This window comes from Glycomyces sp. TRM65418 (genome assembly GCF_019710475.1).
Classification (GTDB): domain Bacteria; phylum Actinomycetota; class Actinomycetes; order Mycobacteriales; family Micromonosporaceae; genus Glycomyces.
This window is the reverse complement of record NZ_JAJFAX010000006.1, coordinates 28,599-52,838: the sequence shown is the minus strand read 5'-3', so window position 1 is coordinate 52,838 and position 24,240 is coordinate 28,599. Positions and strand designations below refer to the sequence as shown.

The 24,240-nt window shown below is 70.8% G+C and carries 23 protein-coding genes; 5 read left to right on the top strand and 18 right to left on the bottom strand.

What is annotated here, in order from left to right:
• Positions 1 to 38: 38 nt before the first annotated feature.
• From K3N28_RS14560 to metF, 6 genes are all read right to left on the bottom strand, one after another.
• A complete protein-coding gene (locus K3N28_RS14560) occupies positions 39 to 1,451 on the bottom strand; it encodes a serine/threonine-protein kinase (RefSeq protein WP_228093274.1) in 1,413 nt (470 codons plus the stop codon).
• Positions 1,452 to 1,630: 179 nt separating this feature from the next.
• A complete protein-coding gene (aspS, locus tag K3N28_RS14555) occupies positions 1,631 to 3,418 on the bottom strand; it encodes an aspartate--tRNA ligase (RefSeq protein WP_228093273.1) in 1,788 nt (595 codons plus the stop codon).
• Between the two features lie 487 nt (positions 3,419 to 3,905).
• Complete coding sequence (locus K3N28_RS14550) at positions 3,906 to 4,439, bottom strand: SAV_6107 family HEPN domain-containing protein (protein WP_228093272.1); 534 nt, start codon at positions 4,437 to 4,439, stop codon at positions 3,906 to 3,908.
• 255 nt (positions 4,440 to 4,694) lie between these two features.
• Positions 4,695 to 5,075 (bottom strand): tetratricopeptide repeat protein, encoded by a 381-nt coding sequence (locus K3N28_RS14545; RefSeq protein ID WP_228093271.1) that lies wholly within the window; start codon positions 5,073 to 5,075, stop codon positions 4,695 to 4,697.
• Positions 5,076 to 5,115: 40 nt separating this feature from the next.
• Complete coding sequence (locus K3N28_RS14540) at positions 5,116 to 5,724, bottom strand: hypothetical protein (RefSeq protein ID WP_228093270.1); 609 nt, start codon at positions 5,722 to 5,724, stop codon at positions 5,116 to 5,118.
• Positions 5,725 to 5,929: 205 nt separating this feature from the next.
• On the bottom strand, positions 5,930 to 6,835 hold the full coding sequence (metF, locus tag K3N28_RS14535; RefSeq protein ID WP_228093269.1) for a methylenetetrahydrofolate reductase [NAD(P)H]: 906 nt from the start codon (positions 6,833 to 6,835) through the stop codon (positions 5,930 to 5,932).
• Positions 6,836 to 6,901: 66 nt separating this feature from the next.
• Here metF and K3N28_RS14530 point away from each other — a divergent pair, with 66 nt between their 5' ends.
• Positions 6,902 to 7,984, top strand: a complete 1,083-nt coding sequence (locus tag K3N28_RS14530) for a polyprenyl synthetase family protein (protein ID WP_374209784.1) — start codon at positions 6,902 to 6,904, stop codon at positions 7,982 to 7,984.
• A 204-nt stretch (positions 7,985 to 8,188) separates the two neighbouring features.
• Positions 8,189 to 8,797 (top strand): hypothetical protein, encoded by a 609-nt coding sequence (locus K3N28_RS14525; RefSeq protein WP_228093267.1) that lies wholly within the window; start codon positions 8,189 to 8,191, stop codon positions 8,795 to 8,797.
• A gap of 3 nt (positions 8,798 to 8,800) precedes the next feature.
• On the opposite strand, the gene K3N28_RS14520 is transcribed toward K3N28_RS14525, so the two are convergent.
• The 8 genes from K3N28_RS14520 to K3N28_RS14485 form a co-directional block, all read right to left on the bottom strand.
• Positions 8,801 to 10,009: a PrsW family intramembrane metalloprotease gene (locus K3N28_RS14520; RefSeq protein ID WP_228093266.1), complete on the bottom strand. Its 1,209-nt coding sequence runs from the start codon at positions 10,007 to 10,009 to the stop codon at positions 8,801 to 8,803.
• Positions 10,006 to 10,599 carry a hypothetical protein gene (locus K3N28_RS14515; protein ID WP_228093265.1) on the bottom strand — a complete coding sequence of 198 codons (594 nt, stop codon included), beginning with the start codon at positions 10,597 to 10,599 and terminating at the stop codon, positions 10,006 to 10,008. The genes K3N28_RS14520 and K3N28_RS14515 overlap by 4 nt, the downstream gene beginning before the upstream one ends.
• A gap of 237 nt (positions 10,600 to 10,836) precedes the next feature.
• On the bottom strand, positions 10,837 to 11,934 hold the full coding sequence (locus K3N28_RS14510) for a branched-chain amino acid aminotransferase (protein ID WP_228093264.1): 1,098 nt from the start codon (positions 11,932 to 11,934) through the stop codon (positions 10,837 to 10,839).
• Between the two features lie 180 nt (positions 11,935 to 12,114).
• Positions 12,115 to 13,152 (bottom strand): 3-isopropylmalate dehydrogenase, encoded by a 1,038-nt coding sequence (locus K3N28_RS14505; RefSeq protein WP_228093263.1) that lies wholly within the window; start codon positions 13,150 to 13,152, stop codon positions 12,115 to 12,117.
• 194 nt (positions 13,153 to 13,346) lie between these two features.
• A complete protein-coding gene (serA, locus tag K3N28_RS14500) occupies positions 13,347 to 14,945 on the bottom strand; it encodes a phosphoglycerate dehydrogenase (RefSeq protein WP_228093262.1) in 1,599 nt (532 codons plus the stop codon).
• 254 nt (positions 14,946 to 15,199) lie between these two features.
• Positions 15,200 to 15,736, bottom strand: coding sequence for a regulatory protein RecX (locus tag K3N28_RS14495; protein ID WP_228093261.1), 537 nt, complete (start codon positions 15,734 to 15,736; stop codon positions 15,200 to 15,202).
• Complete coding sequence (gene recA, locus K3N28_RS14490) at positions 15,711 to 16,760, bottom strand: recombinase RecA (protein WP_228093260.1); 1,050 nt, start codon at positions 16,758 to 16,760, stop codon at positions 15,711 to 15,713. The genes K3N28_RS14495 and recA overlap by 26 nt, the downstream gene beginning before the upstream one ends.
• 177 nt (positions 16,761 to 16,937) lie before the next feature.
• A complete protein-coding gene (locus tag K3N28_RS14485) occupies positions 16,938 to 17,141 on the bottom strand; it encodes a DUF3046 domain-containing protein (RefSeq protein ID WP_228093259.1) in 204 nt (67 codons plus the stop codon).
• Between the two features lie 102 nt (positions 17,142 to 17,243).
• Here K3N28_RS14485 and K3N28_RS14480 point away from each other — a divergent pair, with 102 nt between their 5' ends.
• Positions 17,244 to 17,816, top strand: a complete 573-nt coding sequence (locus K3N28_RS14480) for a TetR/AcrR family transcriptional regulator (protein WP_228093258.1) — start codon at positions 17,244 to 17,246, stop codon at positions 17,814 to 17,816.
• Between the two features lie 168 nt (positions 17,817 to 17,984).
• Complete coding sequence (locus K3N28_RS14475) at positions 17,985 to 18,446, top strand: DoxX family protein (RefSeq protein ID WP_228093257.1); 462 nt, start codon at positions 17,985 to 17,987, stop codon at positions 18,444 to 18,446.
• Between the two features lie 60 nt (positions 18,447 to 18,506).
• Here the strand turns inward: K3N28_RS14475 and K3N28_RS14470 are convergent, their stop codons facing one another.
• Positions 18,507 to 19,388 carry a transketolase family protein gene (locus tag K3N28_RS14470; protein WP_374209793.1) on the bottom strand — a complete coding sequence of 294 codons (882 nt, stop codon included), beginning with the start codon at positions 19,386 to 19,388 and terminating at the stop codon, positions 18,507 to 18,509.
• 67 nt (positions 19,389 to 19,455) lie between these two features.
• Positions 19,456 to 20,130 (bottom strand): transketolase, encoded by a 675-nt coding sequence (locus K3N28_RS14465; RefSeq protein WP_228093255.1) that lies wholly within the window; start codon positions 20,128 to 20,130, stop codon positions 19,456 to 19,458.
• 59 nt (positions 20,131 to 20,189) lie between these two features.
• Between K3N28_RS14465 and soxR the strand changes: the two genes are divergently transcribed.
• Positions 20,190 to 20,645, top strand: a complete 456-nt coding sequence (gene soxR / locus K3N28_RS14460; protein WP_228093254.1) for a redox-sensitive transcriptional activator SoxR — start codon at positions 20,190 to 20,192, stop codon at positions 20,643 to 20,645.
• A 167-nt stretch (positions 20,646 to 20,812) separates the two neighbouring features.
• Here soxR and K3N28_RS14455 read toward each other — a convergent pair whose 3' ends face one another.
• Together K3N28_RS14455 and K3N28_RS14450 are read right to left on the bottom strand one after the other, a co-directional pair.
• The gene (locus K3N28_RS14455) at positions 20,813 to 22,870 is read right to left on the bottom strand and encodes a DEAD/DEAH box helicase (RefSeq protein WP_228093253.1); all 2,058 of its coding nucleotides are present in this window, start codon (positions 22,868 to 22,870) and stop codon (positions 20,813 to 20,815) included.
• Between the two features lie 239 nt (positions 22,871 to 23,109).
• Positions 23,110 to 24,138 carry a GNAT family N-acetyltransferase gene (locus tag K3N28_RS14450; RefSeq protein WP_228093252.1) on the bottom strand — a complete coding sequence of 343 codons (1,029 nt, stop codon included), beginning with the start codon at positions 24,136 to 24,138 and terminating at the stop codon, positions 23,110 to 23,112.
• Positions 24,139 to 24,240: the final 102 nt, after the last annotated feature.

Below are 24,240 nucleotides of genomic sequence, written 5' to 3'. Positions count from 1 at the left end.
GCGGCCCGCGGAGTGCATCCGCGGGCCGTCAAAGCTTCTTACTGGGCGCCTTCGCCCCCGCCGCCGCCACCACCACCGCCGCCGCCGCCAGTGGCCTCGGAGATCGGATCCGTGGGGCTCGGGGGTTCCTCCTCCGTGGTCGGCTCCTCTTCCGTGGTGGGCTCTTGGCTTGTGGTCGGCTCGCTTGTCGGGGTCTCGCTCGCCGTGGCGGTCTCGGTCGGCTCCTCGGAGGTGGGGGCCTCGGAGGTCCGCTGCCAATCATCGTCGTTGCCGTCGTCGTCGTCCTCGGTGGTGGGCGCCTCTTCCGAGGTGGTCTCCTGCTGAGAAGTCGGCGCGGAAGAGCTGGACGTGCCGTCGTCGCTGATCTTCGTGTTCCGGTCTTGGTTCCAGTTCGCATAGATCAGCGCACCGATGAGCGCGACCGCCGCGACCACCGCGGCGGTGATGAGCCACGGGGCGGCCTTCGACTTCTCGCCTTCCTGCGCCATTTGGCCGGTCGGCTGTTCGGCGGTGTTCCCGGCTCCCGCGGCCCCGGCCGCGGCCGCGCCCATCAGGGCGGTCTGGTCGGAGCCGAAGTACTGGGTCTGGCCGGCCGGCGGCGTGGCGCCGATGGGGATGCCGCCGGTGACGACGCGGCCCTCGCGGGCCGAGCGGGCCATCTCCGCCGCGGAGGTGTAGCGGGACTTCGGGTCCTTCTGGAGCGCCTGGAGCACCACTTGGGCGATGCCCGCCGGGATCTCGCGGGAGAGCGGCGGCGGGGCCTGGGTCATGTGGCCGTTCATGACCGCGACGGGCGTTTCGGAGACGAACGGCGCGCGGCCCATGAGGGCCTCGTAGGCGACGATCCCGAGCGAGTAGACGTCGCTCGCGCCGGTCAGTTCCGCGCCGTTGAGCTGCTCGGGCGAGGCGTATGCGAGGGTGCCCATGACCGTGCCGGTCTCGGTGAGGCCGGAGGCCCCCCGGGCTGCAGAGATGCCGAAGTCGACGATCTTGGTCGAGCCGGTGTCCTCGTCGACGAGGAGGTTCGCGGGTTTGATGTCGCGGTGGATGATGCCGCCGCGGTGGGCGACTTCGAGGGCGTCGGCGGCGGTCGCGACGATCGTCATGACCTCGGCGGGGGGCAGGGTCCCGCGCTCGCGCAGGATCTCGGCGAGTGAGCGGCCCCGCACGAGCTCCATGATCAGATAGGAGACCAGGCCGTCGTCGCCGGTCTCCTCGCCGTAGTCGTAGAGGGCGACGATGCCGGGCGACTGGAGGGCGGCGACGGCTCGGGCCTCGAGTTGGAACCGGGCGCGGAATTTGTCGTTGCTTGACAGTCCTGCGTGGAGTATCTTGATGGCGACGTCGCGCTGCAGACGGGTGTCGGTGCCTTTCCAGACCTCCCCCATGCCGCCAGCGGCGAGCCGCTCATCAAGTCGATAGCGACCCGCCACCAAGGTCCCGCTCTGCACGTCGAACCCGCTCCTCTTACTCCTGCGTCGGCCGCATGTTACATATATCGGCCGCTAACGGACCACAGCCGCCGCTCATGGGCTCCTGCCGGGCCGGAGTGATCGAGGGGCAACCTGGCACATCGTACGAGCGGCGGCCCGAGCCGCAGGCTCGGGCCGCCCACTACGACATCGTAGGGCTAACCGGCTACGGCGTCGGTACCCGCTTCCTCCTCGGGCACGAAGTCGATCCCGGCTTCGGCGCGCTGCTCGGGCGTGATCGGAGTCGGAGCCGAGGTCAGCGGGTCGGCGCCGCCGCCGGACTTCGGGAAGGCGATGACGTCGCGGATCGAGTCGGCCTTGGCGAGGATCCCGCAGACGCGGTCCCAGCCGAGGGCGATGCCGCCGTGCGGCGGAGCGCCGTACTTGAGGCCTTCGAGGAGGAAGCCGAACTTCTCCTCGGCGTCCTCCTGCGTCAGGCCGAGCACGTCGAAGACGCGGCTCTGGACCTTCGGGTCGTGGATACGGATGGAACCGCCGCCCAGCTCGTTGCCGTTGCAGACGATGTCGTACGCGTAGGTGAGCGCGTTCGCGGGGTCGGTCTCGAACTTGTCGATCCACTCGGGGTTCGGCGAGGTGAAGGGGTGGTGGATCGCGGTCCAGCCGCCGTCGTCGGTGCGCTCGAACATCGGGGCGTCGACGACCCAGCAGAACGCCCAGGCCTCGGGGTCGATGAGGCCGCAGCGGCGGCCGACTTCGAGGCGGGCCGCGCCGAGCAGCTCCTGGGCGTCGCGGCGGTCGGCGGAGGCGGCGAAGAAGACCGCGTCGCCGGCCTTGGCCCCAACGGCGTCGGCGAGCCCGGCGAGGTGCTCCTCGGACAGGTTCTTGGCGACAGGGCCCTTCGGCTCGCCGGTCTCGGCGTTGAAGGTGATGTAGGCGAGGCCCTTGGCGCCGCGCGCCTTGGCCCAGTCCTGCCAGCCGTCGAGTTCCTTGCGGGTCTGGGAGGCCCCGCCGGGCATGACGACCGCGCCGACGTAGCCGCCCGCGTCGATCGCGCCCGCGAAGACGCGGAACTCGGTGCCGCGCAGGTAGTCGGTGAGCTCCACGAGCTCCTGGCCGAAACGCAGGTCGGGCTTGTCGGAGCCGTAGCGGTCCATGGCGTCGTGCCAGGTCAGCCGCGGCAGCGGGCGCTGGATCTCGTAGCCGGCGAGCTCGGACCAGAGGGCCTGGACGATGCGCTCGCCCAGGTCGATGACGTCCTCCTGGGTCACGAAGGAGGCCTCGATGTCGAGCTGGGTGAACTCGGGCTGGCGGTCGGCGCGGAAGTCCTCGTCGCGGTAGCAGCGGGCGATCTGGAAGTACTTCTCGAAGCCGCCGACCATGAGCAGCTGTTTGAACAGCTGCGGCGACTGCGGGAGGGCGTACCAGGTGCCGGGCTGGAGGCGCACGGGCACCAGGAAGTCGCGGGCGCCCTCGGGAGTCGAGCGGGTCAGCGTCGGAGTCTCGATCTCGACGTAGCCGTCTTCGACGAGGAGGTTGCGGGCGATGTGGTTGGCCTTGGAGCGCAGGCGGATCGCCTGGTTCGGGCCGGTGCGGCGCAGGTCGAGGTAGCGGTGGCGCAGCCGGATGTCCTCGGAGACGTCCACGTGGTCGTCGATCTGGAACGGCAGCGGCGCGGACTCGGAGAGCACGTCGAGGACGGTCGCGTTGATCTCGATCTCGCCGGTCGGCAGCTCGGGGTTCTCGTTGCCTTCGGGGCGGCGCACGACGGTGCCGGTGACGGAGACGCAGAACTCGTTGCGCAGCTCGTGCGCGACCTTGGCGGCCTCCGAGTCGCGGAAGACGACCTGGACGACGCCCGAGGCGTCGCGAAGATCCACGAACTCCACCCCGCCGTGATCGCGGCGACGCGCCACCCATCCGGCGAGGGTGACTTGCTGGTCGACGTCAGCGGCACTCAGCGTGCCGGCGAGGTGTGTCCGATACACGGGTTCAAAGCTCCTCGGAGGAAACGATCGGCGGTTGGAACGGCGATGCCCGTGTGTTGCTGGTGGGCATCTCCGCGGCCGGGTCCATTCTCGCGAACGCCCAGCACCAGCCGCAATCGTATAACCGCCCGTTCCGCAGATGGGAGGGCGTTCCGAGGGGCACGGCCGGGGTCACGCGAATCGCGGATCGACCGGACCTCGATGAGTCGGTTCCGGCGGTTGCGGACGCCGGCATCGTTCCGCGCCTGTGCGGAGGCGATCGCCGTCGGGCCGGCGCAGTGGTTCATGGAGGCTGCGCTGACCGGCGGTCGTGCGCTGCGGTCGCCGTCAGCGCGCGAGCGGCGCCTTCGTTCGGCCCTTCAGCGCGTGAGCGCGGTCCTGCGCCCAACCTGCAGCGCACGAGCGCGCTGCCGTGCTCATCCTTCAGCACGCGAGCGCGCTACCGGGCCCACTCTTCAGCGCGCGAGCGCGCCACCGTGCTCAATCTTCAGCGCGCGAGCGCGCTGAAGCCGAGGAGTCGGATCACCACGTCGAGGAAGCGGCGGGCGTCGGCGACGATCGCGTCGGCCTCGTCGGGCGTGACGATGTCGGGGATGCCCGCCTGCGCCAGGACCCGCTTGCGGGCGGTGCGGGCGAAGTGCGAGGCCCATTCCTCCAGCTCGGGAGCGACGCCGCGGAGCAGTTCCCAGGTGCTCGACGGACGTCCGGGACGCCTTCGGCTCGTGGCGTCGCCCGCCCGCACGGCGAGTACGGCCACGGCCACTCGGAGGGCGGCCATGTGGGCCTCCGCGTAGCGCTCGCCGGGTCGGGTGCGTTCGGCCGCGTCGTCGAGGTCGACCCGGGCGGCGGCGAGGAGCTGCAGCGGGGAGCGGTTGGGAAGTTGGTCGGCGGGGATGCGCAGGCGGGAGTTCTGCACGGTGCCGGCCTGCACCAGTCGGGGCGAGCTCGCTCCGCGGATCGACGCGGGCGAACCGGACCGGGTGGTCCCAGGTCGTGATGAGTTCAGTCGAGAAGCAGCCATTGCGGGCCTCCTAAACCTGTTCGAACTTGCGTTCGAGGAATATGGAACCACAGGGGTACGACATTTCCAACCCCCAACTTCGCGCAGAATCAGGAGATCACTACGGATTGTCGTCCATCCGACAGTGCTGTCATTGCGCGGCAACGGGAAAGGGGTCGTGAACCGTTCGGTTCACGACCCCGAGAATTCGCCTGGATCACACCGGGTGTTCGAAAGAACGTGCGGCCCGCTGCGCTTCGCGGCCCGCGCGGCCGCTTACTCGGTGATCTCGTCGATCAGTCGCAGGTGGCCGCGGGCCTCGTCGGTGCGGCCCAGTCGCTGGAGCGTGCGGCCGAGGAGCCGGCGGGCGTAGAAGTCCGCCGGGTTGGCCTCGACCATCTTCTCCGAGAGCTCCAGCGCCTTGTTCAGTTGCGCCGACTTGAAGTAGGCGCGCGCGGCCGTGAGCATGACGTCCGGGTGGTCCGGGTGGTCGCGCAGCAGGGGCGCGAGGAACTGCAGGGCGGCGAGCGGGTCCTTCAGCGCGAGCATCTCCTCGGCGTCGCGCAGCCGCTGGGTCTCCTCGGGCACCTGGCGGTCCCGGGAGGCGGAGTCGATGAAGGCGGCGATCTGGTCGTCGGTGATGTCTTCGTAGCGCATTCACCGGTCAACACGGCGACACGCCCGAGCATTCCTCCGGTCAGTCGTTGCGCAGGGCGGTGGAGACGACGATCACGAGCTGCAGCAGGCCGAGCGCCGCGAGGAGCATCCACGCCGTGACGGCCACCGTGACCGCGCCGCCGATCCAATCCTCGTACTGGCCGCCGCCCGCTACGGCGATGACCCCGGCCGCGCCGAAGCCGAGCGCGACCACGACCTCGCGCACCGACCGCTCCCCCAGGGTGACCATGCCGAGGTCGTTGAGGCCGACCTGCCGCGCCCGCGCGCGTGTGAGCACGTACATCCAGCACAGCGCCCCGGTGACCGTGACCGCCCATCCGGGCGCGCCGAGGAGCCACAGCGCGAGCAGCCAGGCAGCCTCCGCCATGCGGGCGGCGAGCGGTTCGAACACCATGACCCGCCGGGAGAGGTTCGCCGACCGCGCGGCGAGGAGCATGTACGAGGCCTCGGCCAGCGCGCCGATGCCGATGAGCGGCAGCGCGGCCAGGATGACCGGTCCGCCGACGAGGACGCAGAGGGGGACGAGGAGGCTCGCGAGGAGGCCGACGCCGACGAGGGCCCCCGGCTGGAACCGAGCCGAGAGGATGACCCTGCCTACGAGGGAGTCCGCGGGCACGCGCGTTCGCAAGGTGGCTCCATACGTCGAGGGGTGAGTGGGCACTGGGGTGCGCATGGATCTTGTTGTAGCAGACGGCGCCGAACGCGCCTTCGCAGCATCGGACATAGCAGAGGACTCTACGGGTGCGAAACGTGACCGCAAGCCCTCGATCGGGTAGACGACACCGCGGGCCGCGGCATGGCGGTGTCGGGTTCGGAGGGTCGGCGGATGGTCCTCAGCGGCGGAGGTTCTGCCAGACGCGCCTGGTGGAGCGCGAGTGGTTCAGGGTGGTGAAGTGCAGCCCCGGGGCGCCCTCGGCGAGGAGCCGCGAGCCCATGTCGGTGGCGACCTCGACGCCGATGTCGCGGATGGCGTCCCGGTCGCCCTCGACGGCGCGCAGGCGCGCGGCCAGGTCCTCGGGGAAGTCCATGCCGGTCAGGATCGCGAACCGCTCGATCTGCTTGATGTTCGTGACGGGCATGATGCCCGGCAGGATCGGGATGTCGCATCCGGCCGCGGCGACGGCGTCGCGCAGGCGCAGGTAGTCCTCGACCCGGTAGAAGATCTGCGTGATCGCGAAGTCGGCCCCCGCGCGGCACTTCTCCACGAAGTAGCGCACGCCCGTCTCCCAGTCGGCGTCGCGCGGGTGGCCTTCGGGGAAGGCCGCGACGCCCACGCTGAAGTCGCCGGAGTGCTTGATGAGCTCGACGAGCTCGCGGGCGTAATGGAGCCCTTCGGGGTGGCGGACCCATTCGGCGCGCGGGTCGCCCGGCGGGTCGCCGCGCAGGGCGAGGATGTTGCGCACGCCCACGTTCGCGAAGTGGCCGATGAGGTTGCGCAGCTCGGCGACGGAGTGGTCGACGGCGGTGCAGTGCGCCATCGTCAGCAGCGTCGTCTCGGCGTTGATCCGCTCGGTCGTCTCGACGGTCTTCTGCCTCGTGGAGCCGCCCGCGCCGTAGGTCACGGACACGAAATCGGCGCCGAGGCCCTCCAGGGCGCGGACCGTGCGCCACAGGATCTGCTCGTCCTTCTCGGAGCGGGGCGGGAACATCTCGAAGGAGAACTTCGGCGTGCCCGAGCGGAGCAGGTCGCCGATCTTGGCGGCCTGCTGCGGCATCACGCTGGGCGTTCCGAGTGTCATGCCGACAACGGTAACGGTTCAGGAACACGTGTTCTGACCTGCACTGCGGGCCACCCAATAGTTGGGATGGACGCGGAGGAGCCTAGGGTTCGAACCGTGGAGCTCAACGAGCGCATCGACGCCGCCCTCACCGCCTTCCTCGACCGGCAGGCCGCCGTCATCTGCGGGATCGACCCGAGCCTCGGCGCCTACGCCGACGCCGTGCGCGATTTCGTGCTGCGCGGCGGCAAGCGCCTGCGGCCGGCGTTCGCGTACTGGGGCGCGCGGGGCGCGGGGCTCGCGGACTCGGACGAGCTGGTCGCGTGCGTCGCGTCGCTGGAGCTGCTGCAGGCGTCGGCGCTCATGCACGACGACCTCATCGACGGTTCGGACACGCGGCGCGGGATGCCCTCGATCCACCGGCGCTTCGCGGCCCTGCACCGGGACGAGGGCTGGTCGGGCCGGCCCGAGGAGTTCGGGACGGCGGCGGCGATCCTGCTGGGCGACCTGTGCCTGGCGTGGTCGGACGAGCTGCTGTGCTCGGCGGGGATGCCCGTGGCGGCGGTCGCGGCGGCGCGGCGCGACTTCGACCTGATGCGCACCGAGGTGAGCGCCGGGCAGTACCTGGACGTGCTCTCGGAGGTCCGGCGGGACGTCTCGGAGGCGACCGCGGCGAAGGTGGCCCGGTACAAGTCGGCGAAGTACACGATCGAGCGGCCGCTGCTGATCGGCGCGTCGCTCGCGGGCGCTCCGGTGCGGATCCGCGAGCGCTATTCGGCGATCGGGCTGCCGCTGGGCGAGGCGTTCCAGCTGCGCGACGACGTGCTCGGCGTGTTCGGCGACCCGGCGCAGACGGGCAAGCCGGCCGGGGACGACCTGCGCGAAGGCAAGCACACGTTCCTCATCGCGCGGGCCTGGGCCGGGGCCGATGCGGCGCAGCGGGCCGCGCTCGACGCGGGCCTGGGCGATCCGGACCTGGACGAGGCCGGAGTGGAGCGGCTGCGGGCGGTCCTCATGGACACCGGCGCGCTGGCCGACACCGAGCACCGGATCGAGGCCTTGGTGGCCGAGGCGGAGGCGGCCTTGGAGGAGTCGCGCGCCGACGTGGACCCGGCGGCCCTCCAGGTCTTCGAGGGCCTGCTGGTGAAGGCCGTCAAGCGGGACTCCTGAGTCGGCGCGATTCCGTGATATTCCTCCTTGGACACGGCTGATCGCCCCTGGCGGCGTCACCCGAAGGTGCCGAATGACCCACGCAAGGGTGACCCAACGGTTACCACCCGTCGCCTCGCTCGTTGGTACGAGTAAGGACACGATATGGACGGTGGGTGACAGGTGGGACTCTTCGGTGCCATAGGACGCGAGAGCAAGGGCGCAATGCGTTCGCTCGGCTACGATCTTCGCCATTCCAGGCGCTTCCGCAGGATCGGCACGGCCGCCGTGGCGACCATGGCCGGCGGCGTGATCGCGGCCGGCGCGCTGCTGCAGGGCGACCAGGTGCCCGGCATCTCGGCCCTGGGCGGCGACGGCGACGGCTCCGACATCATCGAAGGCTGGTTCGGCATGGGCGCCGACACCACCGGGCAGGAGGCGGAGGCCTCGGAGTCAGCTCCGGAGGCTCCTGCGAGCGGCGAGGCCGCCGATCCGAGCGCCGAGAGCGCCTCGCCCGAAGCGGAGTCGCAGGCGCGCGGCGGCGAATCGGGCGGCGGACCCGCCGGTTCGCCGGGTCTGGTGCCCGTGGGCGAAGACCGGTCGTCGGGTCCCACCGGGGAGGAGAGCGGCACGGCCTCGCCGTCGCCGTCGCCCTCGTCCTCGCAGGAGCCGACCGAGGCGCCCACGACCGACGAGCCCACGAGTGCGGCGCCCACGTCGGAGGCGCCGAGCAGCGCCGAGCCGAGCCCGAGCGAGTCGGTGAGCGTGTCCGCCGAGCAGGCCCCGCGGAGCGCGGTCGTGCCGATGCCGCAGAAGGGCCCGACCGGCGGCTGATCCTCAGCTGAGGCGGCTCGGCGTCGCCGCGCCGGGCCGCGCCTCCGCCTGGACCTCGGCCAGTTCGGAGCGGATCGCGGCGATGTTGCGCTTGACGGCGGCCACGTCGGGGGCCTCGGGCGTCGTCTCGCCGCGGCGCTGGTCGCGGGCGACGAGCGTCGCGAGGTTCACCAGCTCGCCGTGGAGCTGCCTGATGAGGTTCGCCGAGCGCTTGCCCCAGCGTTTGTGGGCCCGCCTGCGGGCCTTGCGGCGGCTGCGCAGCGACCGCATCTCGGTCAGGTCCGAGGCCGTGATCACGCTCTCGTCCTGATCGGACATCGTGATCACGAACCAGTGCCACTCCGCGCGCGCCGCGAAGTGGTAGAGGACGAAGAACAGGCCCAGGATGATCAGGCCCTTGCCGTAGCTCAACGGGATCGCCAGCGCCACGGGCATGCCCGAGGGCAACGGCAGGTTCCACAGCCCGTGCATGCCCAGGGCCAGCGCGTACAGGCCGATCGCCACGCCCCAGCGGGTGCTGAGGCGGCGGCGCGTCTGGGTCACGAAGAACGCGATGCCGAGGCCGGCCGCGCCGGTGTAGAGCGGGTGCGACCACGGTCCGGCGATGAGCACCCGCGAGAAGGTCACGGACAGCGCGCCGGTGACGTCGGAGTTGGGGTTCATGACGGCGAAGTTGATGGCGTACGTGAGGTTCTCGACCACCTGGAAGCCCAGGCCGACCAGGGCCCCGTAGATGAGGCCGTCGATGGAGCGGTCGAAGTGCTCGCGGACGATGAGGACGAGCATGACCACGCCGAGGGCCTTGAGCCATTCCTCGTTGAGGGGGCCGACGAGCGGCGGGCCCCACGTGCGGGCCCATTGGGCGTGGGTGAGCTCGGCGAGGACGTTGAGCGCGGCGTTGTTGGCGAGCATCGCGAACGGGACGGCGGCGAGGCCGCCCCAGCACATGGCGGCGGCGCGGACCGTCGGTGGTTCGCGCTCGAACAGGTCCAGGCGTGCGAGGAGGTCGAGGAAGACCACGGCGAGGATCGCGTTGACGCCGATGGAGGCCCACAGCGCGGTGGCGATGTCGCCGTAGTCGGGCGAGAGGACGCGGCCGAGTTCGAGCAGGCCGTAGACGAGGCAGGCGACGAAGAGCCAGTAGGCGGGCCGGCGGAGGCGCACGAAGGCGCCTTGGCTCTCGATGACGACGCGTTCGGTGCGGACGTTCACGAGCCCTCCAGTTCGAACGCGGCGATGAAGGGGTCGGGGTCGACGGCCGCGGCGGCCGGGTCGTCGCCGGGCGCGAGGAGGACGAGGATCGCGGCGGCGCCGCCGTCCTCGCCGACGACGGTGATGGTCCCGGCGGTGTCGATGCCGACGATGTCGGCGCGGTAACCGGAGAGTCCGGAATCCGGGTTGGTGTAGGGGCGTTCGTTGTTGTAGGCGTAGCCGCTCTGGGCGGCGATCGGGTTGGCGCGCCGGATGAGGAGGTTCTCCAGGCTCTCCACGTTGGTGTCGACTTCAACGGCCGCGGAGAGGTTCCCGCGGGCGAAGTTCTGGCGTTGCTCGGCCATGTGGATGCCGGACGAGGTCCAGCCGTCGCCGGGGAGGCGGAATTCGAGGCTGGCCCCGGAGACCGGGTAGGAGCGCAGGTAGAGGGGATCGTCGGAGTCGATGTTCCGGACCGATTCGCCGAGGGAGCGTTCGAGCCCGATCCAGAAGACGAGCGGCAGGGCGATGGCGACGGCCGCGACGACGGCCTGCCACATGCGGCCCCGCTCGGTGCCGATCCGGTTCAGTCGGATGGTGACCTCGCCCAACGTCCCTCCCTCAAGCACTGGCGCACGAGACGCGGAGCGCGGCAAGCGCTCCGCGCCGTCTTGATGTGCGGCTCCACGAGCGGTCGCCGTGGGCCGCTTCAAGATTACGGAAGGAATGCGAGCCGGAGCCGGGATTCGTCGAACCCACGGACGGCCCTGCCCGCCCCGCCGACGCGCAGGGGTCGCAGCGGCACGGCCTGTCCGTGCCGCTGCGACCCGTCGCGCGCCGCCGTGCGGCTAGGCGACCCTGGTGGTCCATCCGTAGGTGTCCTCGGCCCGGCCGTGCTGCAGGTCGAGGATGGTCTGGCGCAACTGCATCGTGAACTTGCCGGCCTCGCCGCCGTTGACCTGGAACTCGCCCGAGCGGCCCTTCACGGTGCCGACCGGGGTGATGACCGCGGCGGTGCCGCACGCGAAGGCCTCGGAGAGGATGCCGGACTCGGCGTCGTCCCGCCAGCGGTTGAGCGAGTAGTCGGTCTCGCGGACCTCCCAGCCGGCTTCGGTCGCGAGCGTGAAGATCGCGTCGCGGGTGATGCCGGGCAGGATGGTGCCGAGCTTCGGCGTGTAGAGCACCCGCTCGTTCTCGTACGCGAAGAACAGGTTCATGCCGCCGAGCTCGTCCACGTACTCGTACTTGACGGCGTCGAGGAAGACCACCTGGTCGCAGCCGTGCTCGATGGCCTCGGCCTGCGGCAGCAGGCTGGCGGCGTAGTTGCCGCCGCACTTGGCCGCGCCGGTGCCGCCGGGCCCGGCCCGGTTGTACTCCTCCGAGACCCACAGCGTCAGCGGCTTCGGCCCGTTCTTGAAGTAGGCGGCGGCCGGGGAGGCGATGACCAGGTACGTGTACTCCTTCGCGGGCCGCACGCCGAGGAACTCCTCGGAAGCGAACATGTACGGCCGCAGGTAGAGGCTGGCCTCCTCCTGGCTCGGGACCCAGTCGCCGTCGACCGCGAGCAGCTCGCGGATCGACTCGAGGAACCACTGCTCGGGAAGGTCGGGCATCGCCATCCGCCGGGCCGAGAGGTTCAACCGGCGGGCGTTGGCCTCGGCGCGGAACAGGCCGATGCCGCCGTCGGGGTACCGGTAGGCCTTGAGCCCTTCGAAGATCTCCTGGGCGTAGTGCAGGACCGCCGCGGCCGGGGAGAGGGTGATCGGCCCGTAGGGCTTGATCGCGGCGTCGTGCCAGCCGCGGCCCTCGGTCCAGGTCATCTGGAACATGTGGTCGGTGAAGTTGGTGCCGAACCCGGGGTTGGCCAGGATGCGCTCGCGCGTCGAGGCCGGAGTCGGGTTCGGGTGCGGCTCGTGCCGCAGGTCGGGAAGACCTTCGCTGGTCATGGATCTGTCCTTCAGTGCGAATGGCTCGGTGTGGCAGTGCTGTAGTGGTCCTGACGCCTAACTTACCGCTCGTTCAGGTGGTCGGGCGGCGTGCGGCCCGGTCGTGGGGACGACACGGAAAACGCCCGGCGAGGCGCTCTTGTCAGAGCGCGGGCCCGCCGGGCGTCGAAGCTGCTTTGGTCAGCTGAGTCGTCCGGCGACGTCGGCGGCTACTCGGTCGCCTACCTCGCCGGTATTGATCTTGGCACCGGACTCGCGTCCGGCCAGTTCGCGCTCGACCGCGGCGTTCACCGCTGCGGCGGCGTCGGTGCGCCCCAAATGGTCGAGCAGGAGCGCGGTGGAGGAGATCGCGGCGACCGGGTCGGCGATGCCCTGCCCGGCGATGTCGGGGGCCGAGCCGTGGACGGGTTCGAACGTCGACGGGTGCGTGTGGTCGGGGTTGATGGACCCCGTCGCGGCCAGGCCGATGCCGCCGGTGACCGCCGCGGCGATGTCGGTGAGGATGTCGCCGAAGAGGTTGTCGGTGACGATGACGTCGAAGGTGTGGGGCCGGTTCACCAGGAACATGGCCGCGGCGTCGACGTGCTGGTATTCGGTGGTCACGTCCGGGTACTCGGCGGCGACCTCGTCGAAGGTGCGCTTCCAGAGCCCGCCGGCGTGGATGAGCACGTTGGTCTTGTGGACCAGCGTGAGGTGGCCCCGGCGGCGCTTGGCCCGCTCGAAGGCGTCGCGGATGACCCGCTCGGTGCCGTACCGGGTGTTCAGGCTCTCCTCGGTCGCGATCTCGGCCGCGGACCCGGTGTGGAGGTTGCCGCCGGCGCCGGTGTAGAGGCCCTCGGTGCCCTCGCGGACGACCACGAAGTCGATGTCACCGGGCTTGACGTCGGCCAGCGGCGAGGACGCGCCCGGGTAGAGGCGGCTGGGACGCAGGTTCACGTACTGGTCGAACTCGAAGCGGAGCTTCAGCAGCAGGCCGCGCTCGAGGACGCCCGGCGGGACCGACGGGTCGCCGATGGCGCCGAGGAGGATCGCGTCGTGGCCGTCGAGTTCGGACAGGACGCTGTCGGGCAGCGTCTCGCCGGTGCGGTTGTACAGGCGCGCGCCGAGGTCGTACTCGGTCGACTCGTAGCCGGGAAGGGCCACGGCGAGCACCTTCTGCGCTTCGGCGATGACCTCTTGCCCGATCCCGTCGCCCGGGATGACCGCGATCCTGCTCATGCTGCCTCTCTGGTTTCGTTCCTCAGTCGCGAACGCGAACTGGTGCGCCGCATGCGTTCAAGGAATGACAGCCGAAAACGCCGAATGCGGGCGGGTGCGTTCACCATAACGCACCCGTCCCGCATTCCGACAAACGACTCTCAGTAGATGGACACCGGTTCCGGGCTCCACGCCGGTGGAGCCCGGGAGCGGCGTCAGTCCTTGAGGGTCACCGCTTTGGCCCCGGTGGCGCCGACCGCGTCCTTGATGCGGTCGAGCACCTCGGTGGGCACCGGCGCGTCGAGGGCGAGCGCCATGACGGCCTCACCGCCGGCGGCCTTGCGGGCCACCTGCATCGCGGCGATGTTGATGCCCAGGTCGCCCAGGGTGCCGCCGATGAGGCCGACGACGCCGGGTCGGTCGGTGTAGCGCAGGAACAGCAGCGAGCCGTCCAGGTCGATGTCGAGCTCGAAGCCGTCGATCTCGGTCAACCGCAGCCCGCCGTGCAGGCCGGGGTTGATCGTGCCCGAGACGGTGAGGCTCCGGCCGTCGACCAGCGCGCCCCGCAGGGTCACGAGGGTCTGGAACTCGAGCGACTCGGCCGAGGTGTACAGGCCCAGCTCGACGCCGCGCTGCTCGGCGATGAGGGGCGCGTTCACGTAGGTGACCGAGTCGGCCACGTCCACGAACAGGCCCTTGGAGGCGGCCAGCTGCAGCACGGTCACGTCGTGGTCGACGACGTCGCCGCGAACTTCGACCGTGACCGACTGGACGGCGCCGCCGGCGAGGGCGGTGAAGGTGCGGCCCAGGCGCTCGGCCAGCGGCAGGAGCGGACGCACGGCCTCGTTGACCACGCCTCCGGCCTGCACGTTGGCGGCGTCGGGCACGAACTCGCCCGAGAGGGCGAGCTTGACGCTCTTGGCGACCGCCAGGCCCGCGTTGTCCTGGGCCTCGCGGGTGGACGCGCCCAGGTGCGGGGCGGCGACCACGTTGTCGAGGGCGAACAGCGGCGAGTCGGTGCACGGCTCCTTGACGAACACGTCGAGGCCGGCGGCGGCGACGCGGCCGTCCTGGAGGGCCGCGGCGAGCGCGTCCTCGTCGATCAGGCCGCCGCGGGCGGCGTTGACGATCCGCACGCCGGGCTTGACCTTGTTGAGGGCGTCCTCGCCGATGATCCCGACGGTCTCGGGGGTCTTCGGCAGGTGGATGGTGATGAAGTCGGAAGTCGCGAGCAGCGTGTCGAGGTCGACGAGCCGGACGCCGAGCTTCGCGGCGAGCGCGGGCTGGGCGTAGGGGTCGTAGGCGACGACGTCCATGTCGAAGGACTGCATGCGGGTGGTGACGAGCTGGCCGATCTTGCCGAAGCCGACGACGCCGAGGGTCTTGCCCTGGATCTCGACGCCGGTGAACTTCTTGCGGTCCCAGCGGCCGGCCCGCAGCGACGCGTCGGCGCGGGCGATGTGGCGGGCGCTGGCGAGCAGCAGCGTGATGGCCTGCTCGGCGGCCGAGACGATGTTGGAGGTCGGCGCGTTGACGACCATGACGCCGCGCTCGGTGGCGGCGGGCAGGTCGACGTTGTCGAGGCCGACGCCCGCGCGGGCGACGACCTTGAGCTTGGGCGCGGCCTCCAGGGCCGGAGCGTCGATGGTGGTCGCGGAGCGGACGATCACGGCGTCGGCCTCGCGCAGCGCGGCGTGGAGGGACTCCACGTTCGTACCGTCGATCTCCCGGACGTCGAAGTCTCCGGAGAGGACCTCGATCGCAGCGGGCGCGAGTGGGTCGGCAATGACCACGACGGGTTTCGGGTCGGTCATGTGGATACCTCGCAAAGGTAAGGAGAGAGACGAGGACCGGGCGCGGCGCTGCGTCGTCGCGGCCAATGGTATGTCCAACGCGTTAACGACTCCTTACCGACCTGCCGCTTTCCGCATCCTGGAACACCCCGCGCACGTCAGACCCCACAGGTCACGGCCGTGACAACGCACGCCTCACGGGCCGCACAGCGTTTCGTGAGGCCCTCGAGTGACGGCCGGGCGTCGCGAGACCGGCGAGCGCCGGGGCTGCGGCGTCACTCGAAGTGGGCGTCCTCGTCGAGGAGTTCGGCCGCGTCGCTCTCGGCTTCGGCCAGGACCTGCTTGACCACCGGGATGGCGATGCCGGAGCCGTAGCCTTTGCGGGCGAGCATCCCCACGAGTTTGCGCAGCACGACGTCGTCGGCCTGGCCCGCGAGGGACCGGTAGCGGCGGCGGGCCAGCGCGAGGGCGGCCTCGCGTTCGTCCTCGTCGCTCACGGCCGCGACCGCCGCGTCCACGAACTCGGGGTCCACGCCCTTGCGGCGCAGCTCCCCGGCCAGGGACCGCTTCGACAGGCCGCGGCTGCGATGGCGCGAGTCGACCCAGGCGCGGGCGAACACCGCGTCGTCGATGAGGCCGACCTCGGCGTAGCGCTCGAGGATCTCGGTCACGACCGTTTCCTCGAAGCCCTTGCGGCGCATCGAGTCGCCCAGTTCGGAGCGGGTCCGGGGACGGCCCGACAGCAGTTGGAGGCAGTACTGCCGGGCCGCTTCCGGATCGTTCGGCTTAGAAGTCGACCGGGGGTTCTTCAATCTCGTCCTCGACCGGTGCGTCCGCTGCGGCGTCGACGCCGAGCTTCTCCTTGATCTTCTTCTCGATCTCCAGGGCCAGGTCCGGGTTGTCCTTGAGGTTCGCCCGGGCCTTCTCCTTGCCCTGGCCGAGCTGGTCGCCCTCGTAGGTGTACCAGGCGCCGGACTTCTTCACGATGCCGTGCTCGACGCCCATGTCGATGAGCGAGCCCTCCTTGGACACGCCGATCCCGTAGAGGATGTCGAACTCGGCCTGCCGGAACGGCGAGCCGACCTTGTTCTTGACGACCTTGACGCGGGTGCGGTTGCCGACGGCCTCGCCGCCGTCCTTGAGCGTCTCGATCCGGCGGATGTCCAGGCGCACCGAGGCGTAGAACTTGAGCGCCTTACCGCCCGCGGTGGTCTCGGGCGAGCCGAACATGACGCCGATCTTCTCGCGCAGCTGGTTGATGAAGATCATGGTGGTGCCCGTGTTGTTCAGGCCACCGGTGATCTTGCGGAGCGCCTGGCTCATGAGGCGGGCCTGGAGGCCCACGTGCGAGTCGCCCATCTCGCCCTCGATCTCGGCGCGCGGCACGAGCGCGGCCACCGAGTCGATGACGATGAGGTCGACCGCGCCGGAGCGGACCAGCATGTCGGCGATCTCCAGGGCCTGCTCGCCGGTGTCCGGCTGGCTGACCAGGAGGTCGTCGACGTTGACGCCGAGCTTCTCGGCGTAGATCGGGTCGAGCGCGTGCTCGGCGTCGATCATCGCGGCCACGCCGCCTTCGGCCTGGACGTTCGCCATGGCGTGCAGGGCGATGGTGGTCTTACCGCTGGATTCGGGACCGTAGATCTCGATGATCCTGCCCTGCGGCAGCCCGCCGACGCCGAGCGCGACGTCGAGCGCGATCGAGCCGGTCGAGATGGTCTTGATGTTCTGCTTCGGCTTCTCCCCCAGTCGCATGACCGAGCCCTTGCCGAACTGCTTGTCGATCTGGGCCAGCGCGAGATCGAGCGCCTTAGCCTTGTCCTGAGCGGAGTTCATCCCGCCTCCCCTGGATCCTGATCCTGTCTGCTTAGCCATACCGACCACGGTAGCCGTCCCCACCGACAACCTAGGACAACGGCTTGTTCGAACAGGGCGAATCTCGCACCGGCGGGCGTCGCCCGGAGCCGCCGCGCGGGCGCGTCCGGCCTGCCGAGCGGCCGCGGGCCCGCGGCCTCAGCGCACGAGGCGCGCGGGGATCCGTTCGGGCCAGGCGCGGCAGACGGCCATCCACACGGCCTTGGCGTTCTCGCCCTCGGCGAGGGCCTGGTCGATGGTACGGCCCCCGAGCTGGCCGAGCGTGTGATCGGCGGCGACCGATCGGGCGTAGCCGGCGCCGAAGGTCTCTTCCATCCGGTCCCAGAAATCGCTCAACTGCATGCGTCGCTCCCCGCCTCCCGCACCGTTCGGTGCGCCGTCCGTCAGCGACAACGGTAGGCGACTCCATGGGCCGCGGCCAATCCCAGGTGGCAAGATTGCCGGGTGCCTCGCGTCAGCCAAGAACACCTCGACTCCCGCCGTCAGCAGATCCTCGACGGCGCCCGTTCGTGCTTCGCCCGATTCGGCTACGAGGGCGCGACGGTGCGGCGGCTGGAGGAGGCGACGGGGCTCTCGCGCGGGGCGATCTTCCACCACTTCCGGGACAAGGACGCGCTGTTCCTGGCCGTGGCGTCGGTGGACGCGGCGGAGATGGCCGCGACGGTGGCCGAGCGGGGCCTGGTGGGCGTCATGCAGGACCTGACGACGGGGGCCGACAAGCCCGAGATCGCGGGCTGGCTGGGCACGCAGCTCGAAGTGGCCCGGCGCCTGCGCACGGACCCGGAGTTCGCCGATGCGTGGGGGCGGCGGCGGGAGGCGATCGCCGAGGCCAGCCGGGAGCGCCTGGAGCACCAGCGCGAGATCGGGGTGCTGCGCACCGACGTCGACATCGAGGTCCTGGCGGGCTTCCTGCAGCTCATGTACGACGGCCTGGTGCGCTATCTGGCGACGGGCCGGGACGATCTCGACATCACCCGGATCCTCAAGCTGGTGGAAGAGGCCGTGCGCCGTCATTAAATCCCTATGAATATTTACATAGATGAATATGCGCTGATATGCTGCGATCACAGTTGAACCGTCGAAGAGATCGCTTCGGGCCCCATGCTTGGCAGTCGGCCAGTGCCGACCACGATCCGGTGCCCCCCACAGGCCGGAAGCGACTCGGCATTCGCCCAGGGAGGGCACATGATCGCCAGACTCAGACCCATCGCACTCCTCATCGGACGCGTCGTCCTCGGCGTCGTCTTCATCGCCCACGGCTGGCAGAAGTTCTCCACCCAGGGCATGGACGCCACCGCGGAGGGCTTCGAGAGCTTGGGCATCCCGGCACCCACGCTGTCGGCTTATTTCACGGTGGCCGCGGAGCTCGTCGGCGGCGCGATGCTCATTGTGGGAGCGCTCCTACCTCTGGTGGGGCTCGCCTTGACCTTCGTCATGCTCGGCGCGATGTACTTCGTCCACCCGCTCGACGGCGCGTTCTTCTCCCGCGAGGGCGGCTACGAGTACGTGCTCCTGCTCGCCGCGGTCTCGATCGCCATCGGCTTCTCCGGCGGCGGAGCGCTGGCGCTCGACTCGCTGTGGTTCAAGGACAAGGACAAGAACGACCAGCCGGAGGAGCACCCCGCTCCGGCGGAGTCGCCGGCCTAGACCGCGCACGGGAGACCTCCGGGCGGAACGGCTGCGACCCGGTCCGCCCGGAATCCCGGTCTAGCCCAGGAACGCCCGGAGGCGGGCGGCGACGCCCTCCGCGTCGAGGCCGTGCAGGCGCTCGTGCTCGGCGGCGGTGCCGTAGCGGCGCAGTTCCTCCCGGCCGACGCCAATCGACAGCAGCCGGTGCGGCCGGTCCGACAGGGCCCGCGAGACGAGCCAGTCCGAGGTGCCCTCGAGGTAGGGCTCGACCATGACCACCGTGTCGCCCGCGGCGGCGGCCAGTTCCCGCAGGGCCGTCGTGTCGAGCGGGCGCGGGGTGTTCGTGTAGACCACGGTGGCGTCGAGGCCCTCGGTCGCCGCGAGCACGTTGTCGAGGACCGGACCGACCGCGACCACCGCCGCGCGCGTCCCGTGGCGCAGCACCGTGAAGGGCTCGCCGACGCCGTGCGGCGCCGCGTTGCGCCGTAGCGACAGCCGCAGGTACACCCCTTCGTCGGCGTCCACCGCCCGGTCCAGCAGCGGCGGGACCTCCGCCGCGTGACCGGGAACGAACACCCGCCAGCCGGGGAGGGTGTCGAACAGCGCCACGTCGCGCGGGCTGAAGTGGGTGAAACTGCCCTCGGCCCAGTCGTACGAGGCGCCGACGCTCACCAGGACGCCGCTCGTGCCCTGGTGCTCGAAGTCGAGCTTGACCTGCTCGAAGGCCCGCTCGACGAGGAACGGCGCATAGGTGTGGGCGATCGGCCGCAGTCCGGCCAGCGCGAGGCCGCCGGCCACGCCGATCAGGAGCTGCTCGCGAATGCCCACGTTGATCACCCGGTCGGGGTGGGCCGCGGCGGCGTCGCGGAACATGTCGGCCGAGATGTCGGCCAGGACGACCGCCACGCGCGGGTCGGCGTCGAGCAGGTCCGCGGCATGGGCCGCGAAGGCGTCGCGCATGGTCAGGGCTTGGGTGTCGTCGCTCAACGGGTGGGAACGGAACACGGTCGGTCCTCGGTTTCTGCTCTCAGGAGCGGGCGGTGGCGACGGTGACGTGCGGACGGTCGGCGTGGGCGGCGGTGAAGGACCGGTAGAGGGCCTCGTGATCGCGCATATCGACGGTGGCGCTGCTCCAGCCGTGCACGTCGAAGCGGGAGGCGATGCCGCCCGGCCAGCCGAGCGAGGCCGAGGCGTTGTCGGCGACGACCACGTCGAGGTTCGACAGGCCCGCGGCGCCGGCGAAGGCCATGGCCTCGTGGTTCGAGCCCTCGTCGAGTTCGGCGTCGCCGATGAGGACGAATACGCGGGCGTCGCGGTATCCGGTGGCGCGCAGGCCCAGCGCGATCCCCACCCCGAGGGGCAGGCCGTGGCCGAGCGACCCGGAGGAGATCTCCGCTCCCGGCACCAGCGTCGCATCGGGGTGGGAGCCGAGCGGCGACTCGAGGGCGGCGATCGAGTCGAGCCAGGCGGCGGGGATGAATCCCTTCGCGGCGAGGACGGCGTAGAAGGCGCTGGGGCCGTGGCCCTTGGACAGCAGGAACCGGTCGCGGGCCGGATCGTCGAGGCGGTGCGGGTCGACTCGCAGGACGCGGTCGTAGAGCACCCAGATCGCGTCGAGGGTGTAGATGCTGACCTTCGGGTAGCGCACGTCGGTGACGGTGCGCTGTGCCAGCTCGCGGACTTGCTCAAAGGTGACGTTCACACGGAGGATCATGTAACTTCAAGTCGACTTGAAGTAAAGGCCGAAGTGAGCAGGACCATATGACGACCCATGATCCCGGGGCGATGCTGTCCATCGGCGACTTCGCGGCGCGCGCCGGCGTGACGACCTCGGCGCTGCGCTACTACGAGTCGCTCGACCTGATCCGGTCGGTGCGCACGGCCGGGAACCAGCGCCGATACCGCCGCGCCGAACTGCGCCGGGTGGCGTTCATCCGGGCGGCGCAGACGGTGGGCCTGTCGCTCGACGAGATCAAGGCGGCTCTGGACCGGCTGCCCGAGCGGCGCGTCCCCGACCGGGCCGACTGGCAGCGGCTGTCGGCGGATTGGCGCCGGCGCATCGAGGACCGGATCGCCCGCCTGCGCGATCTGCAGGAGGACCTGGACGGTTGCATCGGGTGCGGCTGCCTGTCGATCGACCGATGCGCGATCTACAACCGCGAGGACGCCCTGGGCGAGGAAGGCGCGGGGCCGCGCCTCGGATTCCAGACGCCGTGACAGGGCGCGGACGCCGACGGGTTCAAGAGCGTCGGCACGCCTCGGAGCGTCGGTTCGACGGCGCCCTGCCGGGTGGAACGCCCGTTGGACGCGAATGCGGGTCGACAACGCCGAGCGGCCCGGGGAAGGTTCCCCGGGCCGCTCGGCTTGTCAGTGCTCGTCAGTGCTTACCAGCGGTCGCGGCGCTCGCGGTCGCCTCGGAAGCCGCCTTCGCGGTTGCCTCGGTCGTCGCCTCGGAAGCCGCCGCGGCTGCCGCGGTCGTCGCTGCGGAAGCCGCCGCCGCCGCGGTTGTCGCGGTCGCCGTAGCTGCGACGCTCGCCGCCGCCGTAACCGCCGCGGCCGCCTTCGCTGCCGCCCCGGTAGCCGCCGCCGCGGTTGTCACGGTCGCCGTAGCCGCCGCTGCGGCCGCGGTCGCCATAGCTGCCGCCGCCGCGGTTGTCGCGGTCGCCGTAGCTGCGACGCTCACCGCCGCCGGCGTAGCCGCCGCCTTCACGGTTGCCCCGGTAACCACCGCCGCTGCCGCCTTCACGGTTCCCGCGGTAGCCGCCGCCGCTGCCGCCTTCACGGTTCCCGCGGTAGCCGCCGCCACCGCTGCCGCCTTCACGGTTGCCCCGGTAACCGCCGGTGCGACCGCCGCGACGCTCGCCGCCGCGGTCGTCACGCTCGCGGCGCGGGCCGCGGTCGTCGCGGTCGCGACGCTTCGGCGGGTCGAGGATCTCGCGCTCGGCCTGCTCGCGCAGCCGGGCCGCCTGGGCCCGAAGGCCTTCGGCGTCTTCCTTCAGCCGCTGGATCTGCTGCTCCAGGCGGGCCGCCTCGGCGTCGTTCTGCGACGCCTGGTGGTCGGCCGCCACGGCGCGCAGGTCGGTGAAGTTGCGCGCGCCCATGAGGGCGGCCAGCTCCGGGTCGAAGTTGTCGTTCACGTAGTGGCGCTGGGCCTCCACGCCCGCACGCTCGATCAGGCTGAACATGCTGCGGTTCTGGTGCGGGAGCACCAGGGTCGCGACGTGTCCGGACTGGCCGGCTCGGGCGGTGCGCCCGGCGCGGTGCAGGTAGTCCTTGTGGGTCTTCGGCGGGTCGACGTGCAGCACCATGTCGACGCCGTCGACGTGGATGCCGCGGGCCGCGACGTCGGTGCAGACCAGCGCGTCCAGGCGGCCGTTCTTGAAGCGGTCGAGGACCCTGGAGCGGTCGACCTGGGACATGCCGCCGTGCAGGCCCTCGGCCCGGACGCCGGCCTGGCGCAGTTCGTCCGCGATGCGGTCGACGGCGAGCTGGGTCCGCACGAACACCATCGTCAGACCCGGGCGGGCGGCGACGGCCGCGGTCATCGTGGCCTTGTCGCGCGGCCCGATGAGCAGCAGGTGGTGGGTCATGGTGGTGACCGAGCCGGCCGACGGGTCGACCGAGTGGACGACCGGGTCCTTCAGGTACTTCCTGACGAGGACGTCGATCTCCTTCTCCAGCGTGGCGGAGAACAGCATGCGCTGGCCGCCGACGGGGAGCATGTCGAACAGCTCCTCGACCTCGGGCAGGAAACCCATGTCGGCCATCTGGTCGGCCTCGTCGAGGATGGCCAGCTCGACGGAGTCGAGCGAGCACTCGCCGCGCCGGATCAGGTCGCGCAGGCGGCCCGGGGTGGCGACGAGCATGTCGACCCCGGCGCGCAGCGCGTCGATCTGGCGGGAGAACGCGGTGCCGCCGCAGACGACCTTCATGTCGATGCCCACGGCGTCGCCGAAGGGCTGGAGCGACTCGGCGACCTGGATCGCGAGTTCACGCGTGGGGGTGAGGATGATCGCCCGGGGACGCTTGGCCTTGGTGCGGCCGCCCGCGGCGAGGCGCGAGAGGGCCGGCAGGCCGAAGGCCAGGGTCTTGCCCGAGCCGGTCTGGCCGCGGCCGAGGATGTCGCGCCCGGCGAGCGCGTCCGGGATCGTCGCGGCCTGGATCGGGAAGGGCGTCAGAATGCCCTTCTCGGCCAGCGCGGCGGTGATCTTCTCGGCGAGGCCGAGTTCTTCGAAGCTGGGGCCGTCGTAGGGGGCCACTTCGTCGGTCTCGACGGTGAACTCCTCGGCCGGGGCGGCTTCAGCGGGGGCGGCCGCAGCGGTCACGGCGACGGTCTCGGTCTGCTCGGCCTCGGGGGCTTCGACGGCCGGAGTTTCGGGGGTTTCGAGGGGAGTCGCCGCCGTATTGATGGCAGCGTCGGGCACAGTTTGGTCAAGAGTCATGGTTCGCCTTCCGCGAGAACGACTTCGTGAGTGACGCACGTTCCGCGGAGCTTTGGTTCACCATGAGCCGACGGTGATGGGGCGGGACGCGCCTGATCGGGCCACAAAGAGGGCCGGCTATTGACAATAGCCGACCGTGGAAGGCGAATGCCACCACCACGGTCGGCTTGTGCCTGGAGACACCATTTTCGGGGGCGCCGTGAGGTTCGGGGACACCGTGGCACGGTGCCGGGGTTCGGTCAGCTGTCGAGTTTGATCTGAAACTCGCCGACGGCGTCGACGATCTCGTAGCCGAGGGTGACGTTGATGCCGATCATGGGCGCGTTGACGTCGGCGTTGTCGGTCCAGATGGCACGGAGGTGCGGGTAGCGCTCGCGGACGAGCCGCAGGTTCACGAGCTTCAGGAGCAGGCCGAGCCGGTGGCCGCGGTGGGCCGGGTCCACGATGGTGATGCCCTGGTAGGCGTCGGTGTAGCCGGGGTCGTCGGCGTGCGCGAACACGGCCGTGTTGGCGACGACCTCGCCGCTCTCGCGGTGGCGGGCGACCGTCTGGATCGGCACGATGCCGATGGCCTCGCCGCGTTCGGCCTTCGCCCGCTTCAGGTCCGCGTCGATCGTCTCGGGCTCGAGCTCGAGGTCGCCGAGCGGCACCTCCGCGAGGATCGTGGAGTCGATGCGGGCCATGGTCTCGATCAGTTCCTCCGGCGTGCGGCCGATCCACGAGATGATCTCGTAGTCGTCCCCGGCGGCGGCCTGGGCCTGCTCCAGCAGCTCCTGCTCGACGGCCGGGTCGAGGGCGTCCACGGCGCAGCGGCGGTTGATGCAGGTGAGCGCCAGCTTGAAGCCGTGCCGCTCCAGGAACAGCTGCCCGGCCTTGTCGCGTTCGACGCCGCCTTCCCAGGTCATGTGGGTGTCGAGGGTCAGCTCGGTGCGGCCGTGCTCGCGCGCGTACGCGAAGAAGCGCTCGACGAGGGCCGTGCCGATGCCGCGGCGGCGGTGGTCGGGGTGGACGTTGATCCAGGCCCAGGCGAAGTGCAGGTTGGCCCGGTTAGGCAGGCCGATGCCCATGACGGCGAGGACCTTGCCGTCCTCGACGGCGACGTAGTGGGCCTCGTCCTCGTCCGGCGGCGGGTAGGCGAGGCCCTTGACGAAGGTGTTCCGGTGGGGGGCGGGGTTCTCGGGGTGATCGGCCGCGTGGGTGGCGCGCATGACGTCGAATGCGCCGGAGACGAGGTCGCCGTCCGCGGGGTCGAGTTCGATGATTTCCATGTCGACAGTGTGGACATGGGGGGTGACCTGCGGCAACCGAATTTCGATCTCCGCACGCCGATCCGAGCCGTGGCATGACCGGGTCCGGTGCGGGGCGGGCGG